The sequence below is a fragment of the Streptomyces sp. NPDC021020 genome (genome assembly GCF_044333285.1).
GTDB lineage: Bacteria > Actinomycetota > Actinomycetes > Streptomycetales > Streptomycetaceae > Actinacidiphila.
In genome coordinates this window covers 431,371-446,597 of sequence record NZ_JBIRQQ010000006.1, presented here as the reverse complement: position 1 = coordinate 446,597, position 15,227 = coordinate 431,371, and the positions used below count along the sequence as shown (strand labels likewise).

The window sequence follows — 15,227 nt, the reverse complement described above, 5'->3', positions numbered from 1 at the left end:
GAAGGAATCCCCTCTATGACCGATGTGACCGTGGAACCCGACGAGGCCACGAAGCTCCGCAACAAGGTCGTCGATCAACTCAAGGAGGACGGCACAATCGTGTCGCCCGACGTCGAGACCGCCATGCGCAAAGTGCCCCGGCATCTGGCCGTGCCGCAGGCATCGCTCGGCGACGCCTACAGCACCTACAACGCCGTGATCACCCAGGAGGACGAGCACGGCAATCACATCAGCTCGGTGTCTGCTCCGCAGATCCAGGCGATGCAGCTGGAGCAGGCCGGCATCCGTCCGGGTGACAACGTGCTGGAGATCGGGACCAACGGGCCGAACGCCGCCTACCTCGCGGAGCTGGTGGGACCCGCCGGTCAGGTCACCACCGTCGACATCGACCCTGCGCCCGCCGACCGGTCCAGGCGGTTCCTCACCGAGACCGGCTATACCGACGTCAACGTCGTAGTCGCCGACGCCGAGAACGGCCTTCCCGAGCACGCCCCCTACGACGCGCTCGTGGTGACGGTCGGCGCCTGGGACATCCCGCCCGCCTGGATCGACCAGCTCAAGCCCGGCGGCCGGCTCGTCGTGCCGCTCCGCATCAACGGCCTGACCCGCAGTTACGGGTTCATCCGGCAGGGGGGCCGCCTCGTCGCCACCAGCGCCCACGTCTGTGGCTTCGTAGCGGTACAAGGCGCCGGCAGCCACACGCAGCAGGTTATGCAACTCCCCGGAGAAGAGGGCATCACGCTGCGGTTCGACGAGGCACCGCCCGCGAATCCCTCCCTGCTGGACGGCGTCCTGGACACCGCCCGCGCCGAGCTGTGGACGGGGGTGACCGTCGCCAGTCAGGAACCCCTCGGGACCCTCCAGATGTACCTGTCCACGCAGGTCCCGACGTACTGCTTCATGTCCGGCAAACCCGATCAGGCCACCGGCAAGATCGGCCCCACGGGCAGTAGCTGGTCCATGGTCGCCATCGACGGGCCGCACTTCGCCTACACCGTCGTGCGCCGTGACACCGAGAAGAAGACCGCGGAGTACGGCGTCCACGCCTTCGGGCCCGACGCGACCGCATTCGCTGAGCGAATCGCCGGCATCCTCCGCACCTGGGGCGAAAAGATCCGTGGCTCTGACGGCCCGTGTATCGCCGTCCACCCGGCGGGCACGCCCGATGACCGGATCACCGCCGACCGGATCATCACCAAGAGGCACAGCCGGATCTCGATCTCCTGGCCCGCCGCCTGAACCGCCCGAGCCGAAGACCCGCACTTCGCCTACCAGCAGCTCATGAGCGTGCACCGCGCCGTACACGACGGCGGCACGGTGACCGTCCACGGCGCCCCCATCGACCTGACGGACTTCACCAACGACGCAACGCGCGAACACATCCAGCCCTGGCTGAGCACCGTCATTCTCGAAGACGGCACGCGGCTGCTGGCCTCCGCCGGCCAATGGCCCCGAGCAGCCGAGCACGCGACCGCCTACGACCAAGTCCCCGAGCGGCTGCACGAAAGCAGGCAAGCGACCGTCATGGCAACCTTGCACCAGCCGACACGGACGCAGCCGCCTCCCTGATCGACAAGGCCGCGCTCACCGAGCCGTGGGAGAACGCCGTCGCGCAGATCCTCCGCCACTACGCCGATCACCGTGCGGGTCGCGCCGCGGCTGAAGGATTCAGTCCTGTGGAGCGCGCCGTACGAGATGTCTTGGAGCCGGCCCCGCAGAACCTGCGCATGTTCCGCGTGAGACTGGTCCTGGCTGCCATCGAGCTGGCTCCAGAAGATTCCGACGCGCAAGCACAGTTGCTGAGCGCGATCGTCGGCGACACGGTGCACGCCGGCGACGCCTACGCGGCGCGCGAGATCCTGCGCCACCGCGACCTCGCGGCCGCTGAGAAGTCGCGGCGGAGACTGCAAGTGATCGTCCGCGACGGCCATCTCGGTCAGGGGAGCCTGCCGGAATCGGCACTGTCCACCATGACGCAGGCCATCAGCACCGCGGAAGCGAGCCTCGTTCGCTGCCTCGCCGAGGGAAGGGGCGGCACCGCCCCCAAGGACAACGAGTAGCAGACGAGGGCCGCGGCCGAGCGGCCTTCAGCGTCGGGGAAGCAACGGACGTCCTTCCGGAGCTGGCGGATCAGGCTGCTTCTGCCCAGGCCGTGCCCGACAAGGTCGGGTACTCCCTGTTCACCGACGAGGCGGTCGCCCTGATCGACTACGCCGGCTGGACCGATCTCGTGAGGAAGCACCGTGTTTCAGCCTACGTCCCGACCGACGCGTGCCGCGCCCGCGCGGCGGACGCTTCGTCCGTCGGCGTTTTCCCGGTGTGGGAGGACGTCTGCGTCGGCCGACGGGCAGCGCCTGATGTGCGATCAGTTGCCGTCGCGAGCAGGTCGATTGGTTCTGCTTTGCGTGGTACGTTCGGTCGCAGACCAACTCAATAAGGTGACCCCGGCAGCGCGGGAACGCTCCGGGGCCCGGCACAAGGAGATCAAGCTCCTCATGCAGATCCATCGTAGCCGCCATACGCGCGGCTTCACGGTCCTGCCCAACACGTTGCTCCAGGACCGACGGCTTTCGTACACCGCTCGCGGCGTCCTCGTCGACCTCCTCTCCCGCCCGGACGGCTGGTCCGAGGACGGCCGCCGGATGGCTGCCACCAGTCCGCAGGGCCGCCACGCGGTCGCCAAGGCGCTCCGGGAACTGACCGCCTTCGGCTACTACCGCGTCGACCGGGTCCGCCGCACGGACGGCACCTTCGTCAGCGAGGTCCACGTCTTCGATACGCCGCAGGCCGCTCCGGATGCCACCCGTCCGGGACCCGGTGCGGCGGAGTCCGAAAACCGTGGCGCCAACCCCGTAAAGGACCGCAGGAAAGAACCCACCCTCCCCGACCGGCGGCCGAGCGCCGCCACGGGGGAGAAGGGGCGGGCGAAGCCCCCGGCCACGCAGCCCGCTCCAACCGGCCCGGTGGGCGAGGCGGTGGCGACGCTCTTCCGGGTCATCCGCCCCGAGCCGCGCCTGCGCCTCGGCACGGCGGAGGCACTGGCGCTCGCGCCGCTGGTCAGCGCGTGGCTGGAGCGCGGATACGGTCAGCGTGACCTGTCCGCAGCGCTCCTCGGCGGGCTGCCCGAGCCCGTGCACAGCGCCACGGCGCTCCTCCGCGACCGCCTCACCCGCAAGCTCCCGCCCGCGCGGGAAGCAGCCGCTCCTCCCGCGAGGCCGCGCCCGCACGAGTGCGGGCAGTGCGCCCGCCCGATCCCGCACGAGGGGATCTGCCGCACCTGCGCGGGCCTGGCGCACGAGCCCGACGACTCGGCAGTGCGCGCAAGCGTCACTGCCCGAGGCCGCGCCAGGGTGCGCGCCGCCCTCAACGCGGGCCCCGTCCCGTCCCTCGCCGCCAGAGCCTGACCCCGCTCACCACGGCCGACACGGCCGCCCTCCACGCCAACTGTCTACGAGGCCGTCGTGGTCCCGGGCTACGACGACGGCGGCGTGGCAGGCAACCACCGGGCCCGCCAGGTGGCCCGGCTCAAGGCGGCCTGACCGCCCCCGCGCGGGGACGGGGCCCGTCAGCCGTAGGAGAGCTTGCTGCAGGGGTCCGCGTCCGCGGAGCGGGCTGCCTTGCTGATGCTGGTGGGGAGGGGGGTCGGGGTGGAGGAGGGGGAGGTCTTGGACGCCACCGCGGCGTAGTCGGAGCCGAGGACGACGTTGATGCCGGTCGTGTTGAGGGGGACGAGCTGGGCGCCGGGGAAGAGCTTGGCGACGGTCTTGGCCTGGGGCGCGTCCGCCGTGCCGTATTCGATGCGGGTGACGGCGTGGTCGCGGGATTTGGCGTTGGTCGTGTCGAGGACCGTGAAGCCGTGGGACTTCAGCAGGTCGCCGCCCTTGCCGGCCAGGCCGGTGGTGAGGGTGCCGTTGTAGACGGAGACGTCGATGCCGCTGCCGTCGACCGTGGCGCTGGGGCTCGGGGTCGCGGACGCGCTGGGGGTGGTCTTGCCGGAGGCGTTGACGCCGTCGAGGGTCTGGTCGGCGCGCAGGGCGGCGAAGAGGTCGTCGACGTCCGGGTGAACGAGGTCGATCCGCGCGCCGGCGTACTTCCACGGGGCGGTGATGAACTGGATGTTGTTCAGGTCGATGCTCTTGAGCGACAGCCCGAAGGACACCAGCTTGGCGGCGCTGCCGAGGCCGGGGTCGACGGTGAGGGACTTGGTCGCGGCGTTGGCCAGCGGCAGCAGCGTCGTGGGGTTCATGCCCTGGCCCTTGACCTTCTTGATCAGGGCGGAGAGGAAGGCCTGCTGCCGCAGCATGCGGCCGACGTCGGAGTTGTCACCGACACCGTGCCGGACGCGGACGTAGTCCAGGGCGTCCTGGCCGGAGAGGTTCTGCATGCCGGCCTTGAGGACGACCTTGCCCTTGCTGCCGCGCTTGGGGTTGAGATCCCCCTGGTAGATGTCGTTCGGGACGCACACCTCGACGCCGTGGATGGCGGAGGTCATGGACGCGAAACCGGCGAAGTCGACGACCATGGTGTGGTCGACCCGCATCCCGGACAGCTTCTCGATGGTGTTCTGGGTGCACGCGGGGTTGCCCTTGGCCGTGCCGCCCATGGAGAAGGCGGAGTTGAACATCGCGGACGGCTGGTCCTTGGACCACTTGCCGTTCGGGAGCAGGCAGGGCGGTATCTCGACGAGTGAGTCGCGGGGTATGGATATGCCGACCGCATGTTTGTGGTCGGGGTAGACGTGCAGCAGGATCGTGGTGTCGGAGCGGCCTATGTCGCCGGACGAGGAGCCGCCGAGTTCGCCGTTCTCACCGGAGCGGGTGTCGGAGCCTATGAGCAGGATGTTGACGGCCTTGTCGCCGTTGGCGTCCGCTTTCGTCTCCGCCGGGCGGTCCTTGCTGATGCCCGCGGAGTCGAAGGTGTCGATGTTCGCGTTGAGTTTGAGATAGATCGCACCCGCGCCGCCGACGAGCAGCACCACGAACGACACCACTATCGCGATGATCCAGCGTTTGCGGTTGTGCTTCCGTTCCCGCTTGCGCCCACGAACGCCCATCTGCCTTTACACCTTCGGTCCGGTGGCACCCGCACACATCACGACGAAGCCCCCACTCTTACCAGTCGATCCGGCTCGGCCGTATGACCCGGGTCACACTCGGCCGGGAGGGCGTTTGCCCAGCGAGACACTGTACGGCGTCAACATTTGGGTGACGTGCGAAAAGCGTGGAGTAACGGGGCGGGCTTGCGGCGGGCACTCAGGAAGCGCGGGCGCACGCGCAGGAAACGCCGGCGGGCCTCAGGGCAGCAGCGCCTCGTCGAGGGTGCGGACGGGGTGGAAGACGGCGTCGAGTCCGGTGAGCGCGAGCAGCCGCAGGGTCTGCCGGTGGGCGCAGACCATGGCGGTGCGGCCGCCGCGGTCGAGCACCCGGCGGCGGGCGCGGACGAGCAGCGTGAGCCCGTAGCAGTCGATGAATTCGAGCGGCCCGAGGTCGAAGACGACGAGCGGCGGGCTGCCCGTGAAGGCGGCCGCGTCCAGGTGCGGGTGCACCCCGTAGGCGCTGCCGAGGTCGATCTCCCCGGCCAGCTCCACGACGGTGGCCCGCGCGAGCCGGTACGAGCGCGCGTACGCGGTGGGCGGCGGCAGCCCCTCTTCGTTCACCCGAGTCCCCCGTCCCCCTGGCGTGACTCGCGCCACCGTAACGGCGCGGCGGCACGGCTGGGGAGGGCGCACGGGGCGCGCGCGCCCGTTGTTCACCCGGAAGGATGAACAACGGGCAAAACGACCGAATCCTGACCCGAGGTCACGGCCTGCAGAACGGCCTGCAGAACGACCTGCGCGACGGCCCCGGCGTCACAGCTCCCGCTGGAGTTCGGCGAGCCAGTCCAGCGAGTCCGCGGGGCTGAGCGCGATACGCCCCAGCGTGGTCATCGCCTTGTCGTACTCCACGACCTCGTCGTGCTTGTCGATGTAGAGCGCGCCCGTGAGCTGCTCCAGATACACCAGGTCCGGAAGGTCGGACTCGGGGAAGCTCAGCAGCGTGAAGGCGCCGCCGCCCGCGGCGTGCCCGCCGATGGCGAACGGCAGGACGCGCACCTCGACGTTGGGCGCGTCCGCGGCCTCCAGGATGTGCGCGATCTGGTCGCGCATGCCCTGCCGGGTGCCGAACGGGCGGCGCAGCGCGCCCTCGTCCATCACCGCGACGAAATGCGGGGCCCGCTCGGAGACGAGCAGCTTCTGCCGCTCCAGGCGCAGGCCGACTCGCCTCTCCACCCAGGGGTCGGCTGCGTCAGGGTGACCAAGTCGGATCACCTGCCTTATGTAGTCCTCCGTCTGCAGAAGACCGTGCACGAACTGCACCTCGAAGGTGCGGATCAGCGCGGCGGACTCCTCCAGGCCTACGTACGTCTGGAACCACGTCGGCATCACCTCGCCGTAGCCGTGCCACCAGCCGGCCGCGTTCGCCTCCCTCACGAGTCCCAGCATGGCGAGCCGCTCATCCTCCTCGGTGACGCCGTACAGCGTCAGCAGATCGGCGACATCCCGCTCCTTGAAGCTGACTCTTCCCAGCTCCATGCGGCTGATCTTCGACTCCGAGGCCCTGATCGAGTACCCGGCGTCCTCCCTGGTGATCCCCCGCGACTCACGCAGCCTCCGCAGCTGCGCTCCGAGCAGCATTCGTCGCACGATGGACCCGCCTCCCGGCTGCCCTGCGCTCATAGGTCACGCTCCGCCCTTGGTTCATCAGCAGTCTGCCACTAATGGCTTGCGGGCAGTACCCGTCTCGTCACTCTCCAACGACACGTGCATCAATTCCTTGCAGATGCACGTGCAGACGCCCTTGCATCCTCGGGTGCCGATCCATGAGCATGGTGACCGTGCAGATACCCCGGGGGCAGGTATGAACGCGGAGACCGCACCCGCGCTGTATCCGTTATGGCAAGGCGTGCTCGCGCCCGAGCGGCTTGCCGCGGGTGACGGCGCCACGTGCGAACTTCCCGCCACCCCGGAATCGGTGCGCGAGGCGCGCCGCTTCACCCGTACGACACTTCAGCGCTGGGATCTCGCCGCGCTGCGCGACTCCATGGAACTGGTCGCCTCCGAGCTGGTGACCAACGCGCTGCGCTACGCGGTGCCGCCGGACACCCCGGGCACCCCGGTGCGGCTGAGCCTGGCCCGCTGGACGAGCCGGGTGGTCTGCGCGGTGCGCGATCCCAGCGAGGTGGCGCCGACACCCAAGGAAGCGGATTTCGTGGCCGAGACGGGCCGCGGGCTGCACCTGGTCGACTCGTTCAGCGAGAAATGGGGATGGCACCCGCTGGGCGGTACGGGAAAGGTCGTCTGGGCGCTGTTCCTGGCCGCCCCGGCCGTCCCGATTCTGCGGCCCTGAGAGACGCGCCCTCAGGGTCCCGGCATGAGGTGATCGAACTCACCCGCCTTGACCCCGATGATCATCGACTCGATCTCGGCGCGGGTGTAAATCAGCGCGGGCCCGTCCGGAAAGCGCGAATTGCGAACGGCCACGTCGCCGTCGGGCAGTGCGGCGAACTCCACACACGTGCCATTGGCATTGCTGTGCCTACTCTTCTGCCAGACCACACCCGCGAGGTCATCAGCGGGCATTCCATTGTGCGTCCGGCGCATCAGCCACTCTCCAATAGTGCCGTGTGGTACAGGAGATGATAACTCGGAGCGAGCGCACGTGCATCTGCACGTGCAAGTGCACGTGCAGTCACGCCGCGTGACGTACATACCCGCTCTGACCCGAACCTGCCCGGTATGAGAAACGCAGTGGCGGTCCCCCCGCTACGGTCCGATACGATTGACGGTCCGTAGATGAATTCCTCACTCCACGCTACGAATTGGGAGCAGCCTGCAATGGCTCGTCACCTCATCACCTCAGCCCTGCCCTATATCAACGGGATCAAGCACCTGGGCAACATGGTGGGGTCCATGCTCCCCGCGGACGTCTACGCCCGCTATCTGCGCCAGCGCGGCCACGACGTCCTCTACATCTGCGCCACCGACGAGCACGGCACCCCGGCGGAACTCGCCGCGAAGGAGGCCGGGCTCCCGGTCGACGCCTTCTGCGCGCAGGCCCACGACGCCCAGAAGGCCATCTACGACGGCTTCGCGCTCTCCTTCGACTACTTCGGCCGCAGCTCCTCGTCGCAGAACGTCGAGATCACCCAGCGTTTCGCGCGCCGCCTGCACGAGAACGGCTTCATCGAGGAGCGCGCCATCCGGCAGGTCTACTCGCTGGCCGACGAGCGCTTCCTGCCCGACCGCTACATCGTCGGCACCTGCCCGTACTGCGGCTACGACAAGGCCCGCGGCGACCAGTGCGAGAACTGCACCCGCGTCCTGGACCCCACCGACCTCATCGAGCCGCGCTCGGCGATCAGCGGGAGCACCGCGCTGGAGGTCAGGGAGACCAAGCATCTCTTCCTCCTCCAGTCCGAGCTCGCCGCCGAGGTCGAGTCCTGGCTCGACGCGAACAGCGCCGACTGGCCCACCCTCTCGTCCTCGATCGCCCGCAAGTGGCTCACCGAGGGCCTGCACGACCGCGCCATCACCCGCGACCTCGACTGGGGCGTGCCCGTCCCCGCCGACACCTGGCCGGAGCTCGCCGCCGAGGGCAAAGTCTTCTATGTCTGGTTCGACGCGCCGATCGAGTACATCGGTTCCACCAAGGAATGGTCGGACGCGGCCCCCGAGGGTGAGACGCGTGACTGGCAGTCCTGGTGGTACGAAGCCGCGGATGTCCGCTACACGCAGTTCATGGCCAAGGACAACGTCCCCTTCCACACGGTCATGTTCCCCGCAACCCAGATCGGAACCAGGGAACCCTGGAAGCGGGTGGACTATGTCAAGTCGTTCAACTGGCTGACGTACTACGGCGGAAAGTTCTCCACCTCGCAGCGCCGCGGTGTCTTCACCGATGCCGCACTCGACGTACTCCCGGCGGACTACTGGCGCTACTTCCTGATGGCGAACGCGCCGGAGTCCGACGACTCCTCCTTCACGTGGGAGCTGTTCACCGCGGGCGTCAACAAGGATCTCGCCGACACCCTCGGCAATTTCGTCAACCGTGTGCTCTCCTTCTCCCGCAAGCGCTTCGGCGGCGAGGTCCCGGCGGGCGCCGCCGCGGGCGAGGCCGAGGCGAAGCTCGGCGAGCAGATCGCGGCCCTGCTCGCGGAGTACGAGGGCCACCTCGACACGCTCCAGTTCCGCAAGGCGGCGCAGTCGCTGCGCGCGCTGTGGAGCGCGGGCAACTCCTACCTGGAGGACAAGGCCCCCTGGACGGCGATCAAGACCGACCCCGACGCCGCCGCCCTCACCCTGCGCACCGCGATGAACCTCATCCACCTCTACGCGGTGGTCTCCGAGCCCTTCATCCCCACCTCCGCGGCCGCGATGCGCGCGGCCTTCACCCTCCCCGCGGACGACGCCCGCTGGATCACCCCGGCCGAGGCCCGCACCCTCGACGCGGTTCCGTCCGGCACGCCGTTCACGGTCCCGCCGGTGCTCTTCGCGAAGATCACCGAGGACGACCTCGCGTCGTACGTGACCCGCTTCGGCGGCGACCCCGACGCTGCCTGACGCCCGGCGTCAGCCGAAGACCGCCGAGTCCAGGAGGTAGCGCGCCTCCTGGACCCGGGTCTGGGAGGGATCGGCCAGGCAGGCCACCGCCCAGACGATCGTGCCGTCGGGGCCGACCGCCGTGCGGGTCAGCTGGCGGGTGCCGCCGACCGTGCGGCAGGCCTGGTACGGGGTGTCCTCGGTGAGCGGGACCTCGTAGTCGTGGGCCTTGCCGAGGGGCATCTTGGACGGCTGGCGGCGGAACATCACCAGCGCCCCGTCCTTCTTCAGCGCCAGCGCCAGCGGGGTGCAGAAGCCGTCGAGGGCGTGCGCGCAGCCGCCCTCGGGCAGCACCATGCGCTGCGTGCCGAGGAAGAGGCTCGCCGTCTTGGGGTCGGCGAAGGTCTGCCAGCTCTTGTCCGCGGGCAGCTGGAGCACCAGGCCGCCCATGCCGGCGGGCCGGTAGCCGGACGGCGGCGTGGTCTGCGACGCGCTGGGCCGCGGGGTCGCGCTGCCCACCACCGCGGGGGCCGCGCGGCCCCCGCCGTGCGGCCGTACCAGACCGGGCACCGCCACCAGGCCCGCCGCGAGGGCGAGTACGGCGCCGCCGGTCACCGCGGCCGTACGCCTGCGGCGGCGCCGCCGGATCCCCTCCCGTACCCGCTCCAGCCGCTGTGCGGGCGCGGGCAGTTGCGGCACCGCGCGCTCCAGCAGCGCGCGCAACTCCCGCTCCGCGCGCTCCAGTTCCGGCGTCGGCTCCGTGCCCTCACTCATCCGCGCTCACCGCCGTCCGCCAAGGCCGCCTCGGGCAGCAGCCCGCGCAGCGTCCGCAGCGCCTTGGACGCCTGGCTCTTGACCGTGCCCTCCGAACACCCCAGCGCCTCCGCGGTCTCGGTCACGCTCAGGTCCTCGAAATACCGCAGCACCACGACCGCGCGCTGCCGCAGCGGCAGCGCCCGTACGGCCGCGGCGAGCGCCTGCTCCAGATCCACCCCGGCGTACGCGTCCGGGGCGGGCGCCCGGTCCGGCACATCGCCGTGCGGCACCTCCCCGCGCCAGCGGCGCCGCCACCACGAGGCGTGCGTGTGCACGAGGGCCTGGCGGACGTACGCCTCGGGGTTCTCGTCGGCGATACGTTGCCACTTGGGCCAGACCTTCGCCAGGACGGTCTGCAGCAGGTCCTCTGCGAGGTGCGCGTCCCCGGTGAGCAGCCACGCGACACGCAGCAGTCGTTGGCCGCGTGCCGCGACGAACTGCTCGAACCCGCCTTCGCCCACGCCGCTTCCTCTCCACACCCCCCTAACGCGCGACCCCCGCGCCCGGGTTGCCGCGCGGGGCACGCGTTTTGCGCTGCCGCGCCGGGCGAGCGTTTCCGGACTGCGCCGGGCGAGCGTTTTTGGGGGCGCGGGGAACTGCGCGAGCAACCACCCACCGGCCGGTGGTCCGGTACGGACCGTACTGCCCCTTCGGGCCGGTGACGACCCGCGCCCCGGTGGGGGCTGAGCGCGCAGTTCCCCGCGCCCCTGCGGGGCGCCCCGCGCCTACTTCCGGCGGAGCTGGATGTGGAGTTCGCGGAGGCGGGTCTCCGAGACCTCCGACGGCGCCCCCATCAGAAGATCCTGCGCGTGCTGGTTGAGCGGGAAGGCGATCGTCTCGCGGATGTTCGGCTCGTCCGCGAGCAGCATGACCATGCGGTCGACGCCCGGGGCGATGCCGCCGTGCGGCGGGGCGCCGAAGTGGAAGGCGCGGAGCATGCCGCCGAACTCCGCTTCGACCGTCTCGCGGTCGTACCCGGCGATCTCGAAGGCCTTGTACATGACCGCGGGCTCGTGGTTGCGGATCGCGCCGGAGGACAGCTCGATGCCGTTGCAGACGATGTCGTACTGCCACGCCAGGATGTCGAGCGGGTCCTTGGTCTCCAGGGCCTCCAGGCCGCCCTGCGGCATGGAGAACGGGTTGTGGGAGAACTCGATCGCGCCGGTGTCCTCGTTGCGCTCGAACATCGGGAAGTCGACGATCCAGCAGAAGCGGAAGACGTCCTCCTCGAACTGCCCGGTGCGCTTGGCGGCCTCGACCCGGACCGGGCCCATGATCTTGGAGACCTCGTCGAACTCGCCCGCGCCGAAGAAGACCGCGGTGCCGGGCTTGGCGCCGACCGCGTCGACCAGCGCGGTGACGTCGTCCTCGGTGAGGAACTTCGCGATGGGGCCGGTCAGCGCGTTGCCCTCGCCGACGCGCACCCAGGCCAGGCCCTGCGCGCCGAGCGAGACGGCGTATTCGCCGAGCTGGTCGAAGAACTTGCGGGGCTGGTCGGCGGTGTCGGGCACGGCCAGGGCGCGGACGTGCTTGCCGGCGAAGGCCTTGAAGCCGGAGCCGGCGAAGACGTGGGAGACGTCGACGAGTTCCAGCGCGGTGCGCAGATCCGGCTTGTCGTTGCCGTACTTGAGCATCGACTCGCGGAAGGGGATGCGCGGGAAGGGCGAGGTGACGCGGCGGCCGCCGCCCAGCTCGGTGAAGAGGTCGGTCATGACCTTCTCGATGACGCCGAAGACGTCCTCCTGCTCGACGAAGCTCATCTCGACGTCGAGCTGGTAGAACTCGCCGGGCGAGCGGTCGGCGCGCGAGTCCTCGTCGCGGAAGCAGGGCGCGATCTGGAAGTAGCGGTCGAAGCCGGAGATCATCAGCAGCTGCTTGAACTGCTGCGGCGCCTGCGGCAGGGCGTAGAACTTGCCGGCGTGCACACGCGAGGGCACCAGGAAGTCGCGCGCGCCCTCGGGGGAGGTGGCGGACAGGATCGGGGTGGCCATCTCGTTGAAGCCCAGCGCCGTCATCTCGCGGCGCAGGAAGGAGATGACCTGGGTGCGCAGCATGATGTTGCGGTGCATGCGCTGGCGGCGCAGGTCGAGGAAGCGGTTGGTGAGCCGCATCTCCTCGTTGGCGCTGTCCTCCGGGAAGACCGGGAAGGGCAGCGGGTCGGCGGCGCCGAGCACCTCCAGGGACGCGACCTCGACCTCGACCTCGCCGGTGGGCAGCTCCGGGTTGACGTTCTCCGCCGAGCGGGCGACGACCCGGCCGTCCACCCGCAGCACGGACTCCTTGGACTGGCTGCTCAGCGCCTCGTACGCGGGCGACCCCGGGCGGGCGACCAGCTGCGTGAAGCCGTAGTGGTCGCGCAGGTCGACGAAGAGGATGCCGCCCAGGTCACGGCGATTGTGCAGCCAGCCGGACAGGCGGACGTCGGTGTCGACGTCGGTGGCGCGCAGCTCTCCGCAGGTGTGTGACCGGTACCGGTGCATCGTGGGTTCGTCCAAGTCGTCAGGTCGTCGCGATGGTGGGGGAACGCCCACAGCCTACCGGCGGCGGGCCCCGCTCCTCATCCCCGTATCCCCCCTCCGGGGACCTCCGGGACGCCCTGCGGACCGGGCCCAGAGGGCCACACACTCGCCCATGTCATCCCATTCCTCATAAAATGGCCCAATGCACACCGAGGACGTGCTCGCGGCCGTGGGGTCGGGGGTGTGGCAGTGGGAGGCGGCGACCGAGGAGATCGCGGTGGACGCCCAGGCCGCACACCTGCTCGGGCTGCCGGACGGCGCCGGGACGTACCGTACGGCCGCGGTGCGCGCCTGCCTGCACGCCGCGGACTACGTGTCGGTGTCCGCCGAGGTGGAGCTGGCCGCGGCCGAGGGCACGGTCGCCGAGCAGCTGGTGCGGGTCGTCGGGGCGGACGGGGCGGTGCGGCGCACGCTGCGGGCCCGGGTGGCGCCGCGCCCGGAGGGGCAGATCAGCGGCACGCTGCACGAGGTGCCCGTCGGCGGCAGCGGGTCGGGCCGCCCGCCGCGGGACTGGCGGCGGGCCCGGGAGGCCTTCCTGCTGGACGCCGGGCGGGCGCTCGCCGAGGCGGATTCCACGGAGGAGGTGCTGCGGGTCGCGGCGACGCTGTCCATGCCCGGTTTCTCGCCGGACGGCCTGGCGGTCTTCGGCGCCGACAGCGACCGGCTGTCGGTCATCGGCCACCACGGGCAGGAGGTGATCGACCCGAGCATCCTGGACATGCCCCTGTCCGCGGACTACCCGGCCGCGGTCGTCGCCCGCACCGGCCAGGCGGTCTACCTGCCCACGCCCCGGTCGTACGCCGAGCGCTTCCCCTCCACCTGGCCCCTGGTGCGGCCGTACGGGCGCGTGTCGTGGGCGTACCTGCCGCTGACCGTGGCCGGGACGACGATCGGGGCATGGATGGCGGCCTTCCGCGACCCGGTGGAATTCACCCCCGACGAGCGCGCGGTGCTCACCACAGTCGCCCGGATGCTGGGCCAGGCGCTCGCCCGCGCCGGCCAGCACGAGTCGGAGCGGGCGCTGACCGACGGCCTCCAGCGCACGATGCTGCCCGCCCGCAAGCCCGACGTCACCGGAATGGCGGTGGCCGCCCGCTACGTCCCCACCGGCGGCGGGCTCCAGGTCGGCGGCGACTGGTACGACGTGATCGACCTGCCCTCGGGGCGCACCGCGATCGTCATCGGCGACGTCCAGGGCCACGACGTGCGGGCCGCGGGCATCATGGGCCAGCTGCGGATCGCGCTGCGCGCCTACGCGGCCGAGGGGCACGGACCCGACGCCGTCCTCAGCCGCACCTCGCGCTTCCTCGCCGGGCTCGGCCGCACCTCCGCCGACGCGCGCTTCGCGACCTGCCTGTACGCCGAGGTCGACCCGCTCACGGGCACCCTGGAGATGGTGCGCGCCGGGCACCCGGAGCCCGCGGTACGGCTCGGCGACGGCACCACGATCCTGCGCCGCAGCGAGGGGGGCCTGCCGCTGGGCATCGAGCCCGACGCGGACTACCCGACCACCCGGATGGTCCTGGAGCCCGGCGAGGTGCTGCTGCTGTGCACGGACGGCCTCATCGAGACCGGCGGGCACGACCTCGACACCGGCTGGAACCGGCTGTCCAAGGCCCTCGCGGGCGGCCCGCCGGGCGATCTGGAGGTCCTCGCCGACTCCCTCGTCGACGCCGTCCACGGCCCCGCCTCGCACCAGACGACCGGCCCGCTCATCGACCGCCGCGAGGACGACATCGCGCTCGTGCTGCTGCGCCGCGACCCCGACGGCCCCACCTGCGCGGTCCCGGTGCGCCGCACGGTGCTGGCGATCCCGCAGGACGACCCGGGCCGCATCCGCGCCGCCCGCGCCGACATCCGCGCCCTGCTGCACGACTGGTCCTCCCCCGACCAGGTCGAGTCGGCCGTCCTGCTGGTCTCCGAGGCCGTCACCAACGTCCTCGTCCACACCGACGGCGACGCCGCCCTCCTCGCCCAGGTCACCGGTATGCCGGGCACCCGCCGCCTCCACGTCGACGTCGGCGACCGCTCCGACGAGATGCCCCACCGCCGCTCCCCCGGCGAAATGGCCTCCTCCGGCCGCGGCCTCCTCCTCATGGAGGAACTGGCCGACGCCTGGGGCGTCGACCCGCGAGGCGACGGCAAGGCGACGTGGTTCGAGCTGTACGAGACGCTGCCGCCGGCCGCGGTCGCGGGGTGAGCGGAGTCGGCGGGGCGAGCGGAATCAGCGCGATGAGCGGGTGTATCGCCGGGAAGGGGATGGGCGGGCGGGTTATCGTATGGGCTGAGGGATTCCGGGCGTCAGGGGAGGGGGA

General features: G+C 70.8%; 14 protein-coding genes. 7 read left to right on the top strand and 7 right to left on the bottom strand.

What is annotated here, in order from left to right:
- The first annotated feature begins 15 nt into the window (after positions 1-15).
- The 4 genes from fxlM to ACH4SL_RS20645 all read left to right on the top strand — a co-directional run bounded on the left by fxlM (position 16) and on the right by ACH4SL_RS20645 (position 3,404).
- Entirely contained in the window at positions 16-1,239 is a 1,224-nt protein-coding gene (gene fxlM, locus ACH4SL_RS20660; RefSeq protein WP_398447477.1) for a methyltransferase, FxLD system, read from the top strand.
- 42 nt (positions 1,240-1,281) lie between these two features.
- On the top strand, positions 1,282-1,569 hold the full coding sequence (locus ACH4SL_RS20655; RefSeq protein WP_398447475.1) for a hypothetical protein: 288 nt from the start codon (positions 1,282-1,284) through the stop codon (positions 1,567-1,569).
- Positions 1,570-1,676: 107 nt separating this feature from the next.
- Positions 1,677-2,060, top strand: coding sequence for a hypothetical protein (locus ACH4SL_RS20650; RefSeq protein WP_398447473.1), 384 nt, complete (start codon positions 1,677-1,679; stop codon positions 2,058-2,060).
- 435 nt (positions 2,061-2,495) lie between these two features.
- Positions 2,496-3,404 (top strand): hypothetical protein, encoded by a 909-nt coding sequence (locus tag ACH4SL_RS20645; RefSeq protein WP_398447471.1) that lies wholly within the window; start codon positions 2,496-2,498, stop codon positions 3,402-3,404.
- 161 nt (positions 3,405-3,565) lie between these two features.
- Here ACH4SL_RS20645 and ACH4SL_RS20640 read toward each other — a convergent pair whose 3' ends face one another.
- From ACH4SL_RS20640 to ACH4SL_RS20630, 3 genes are all read right to left on the bottom strand, one after another.
- A complete protein-coding gene (locus ACH4SL_RS20640; RefSeq protein ID WP_398447469.1) occupies positions 3,566-5,053 on the bottom strand; it encodes an LCP family protein in 1,488 nt (495 codons plus the stop codon).
- Between the two features lie 240 nt (positions 5,054-5,293).
- Positions 5,294-5,656: an anti-sigma factor antagonist gene (locus ACH4SL_RS20635; RefSeq protein ID WP_398447467.1), complete on the bottom strand. Its 363-nt coding sequence runs from the start codon at positions 5,654-5,656 to the stop codon at positions 5,294-5,296.
- 192 nt (positions 5,657-5,848) lie between these two features.
- Positions 5,849-6,715: a helix-turn-helix domain-containing protein gene (locus ACH4SL_RS20630; protein ID WP_398447465.1), complete on the bottom strand. Its 867-nt coding sequence runs from the start codon at positions 6,713-6,715 to the stop codon at positions 5,849-5,851.
- Between the two features lie 181 nt (positions 6,716-6,896).
- Here ACH4SL_RS20630 and ACH4SL_RS20625 point away from each other — a divergent pair, with 181 nt between their 5' ends.
- Positions 6,897-7,385, top strand: a complete 489-nt coding sequence (locus ACH4SL_RS20625; RefSeq protein WP_398447462.1) for an ATP-binding protein — start codon at positions 6,897-6,899, stop codon at positions 7,383-7,385.
- An 11-nt stretch (positions 7,386-7,396) separates the two neighbouring features.
- Here ACH4SL_RS20625 and ACH4SL_RS20620 read toward each other — a convergent pair whose 3' ends face one another.
- Complete coding sequence (locus ACH4SL_RS20620; protein ID WP_031522044.1) at positions 7,397-7,639, bottom strand: DUF397 domain-containing protein; 243 nt, start codon at positions 7,637-7,639, stop codon at positions 7,397-7,399.
- Positions 7,640-7,873: 234 nt separating this feature from the next.
- Here ACH4SL_RS20620 and metG point away from each other — a divergent pair, with 234 nt between their 5' ends.
- Complete coding sequence (gene metG / locus ACH4SL_RS20615; RefSeq protein WP_398447460.1) at positions 7,874-9,598, top strand: methionine--tRNA ligase; 1,725 nt, start codon at positions 7,874-7,876, stop codon at positions 9,596-9,598.
- Between the two features lie 9 nt (positions 9,599-9,607).
- Here metG and ACH4SL_RS20610 read toward each other — a convergent pair whose 3' ends face one another.
- From ACH4SL_RS20610 to aspS, 3 genes are all read right to left on the bottom strand, one after another.
- Positions 9,608-10,351, bottom strand: coding sequence for a hypothetical protein (locus ACH4SL_RS20610; protein ID WP_398447458.1), 744 nt, complete (start codon positions 10,349-10,351; stop codon positions 9,608-9,610).
- Entirely contained in the window at positions 10,348-10,854 is a 507-nt protein-coding gene (locus ACH4SL_RS20605) for a SigE family RNA polymerase sigma factor (protein ID WP_398447456.1), read from the bottom strand. The genes ACH4SL_RS20610 and ACH4SL_RS20605 overlap by 4 nt, the downstream gene beginning before the upstream one ends.
- A 264-nt stretch (positions 10,855-11,118) precedes the next feature.
- Entirely contained in the window at positions 11,119-12,873 is a 1,755-nt protein-coding gene (aspS, locus tag ACH4SL_RS20600; RefSeq protein ID WP_398447454.1) for an aspartate--tRNA ligase, read from the bottom strand.
- Positions 12,874-13,054: 181 nt separating this feature from the next.
- Here aspS and ACH4SL_RS20595 point away from each other — a divergent pair, with 181 nt between their 5' ends.
- Positions 13,055-15,112, top strand: a complete 2,058-nt coding sequence (locus tag ACH4SL_RS20595) for a SpoIIE family protein phosphatase (RefSeq protein ID WP_398447452.1) — start codon at positions 13,055-13,057, stop codon at positions 15,110-15,112.
- Positions 15,113-15,227 lie beyond the last annotated feature (115 nt).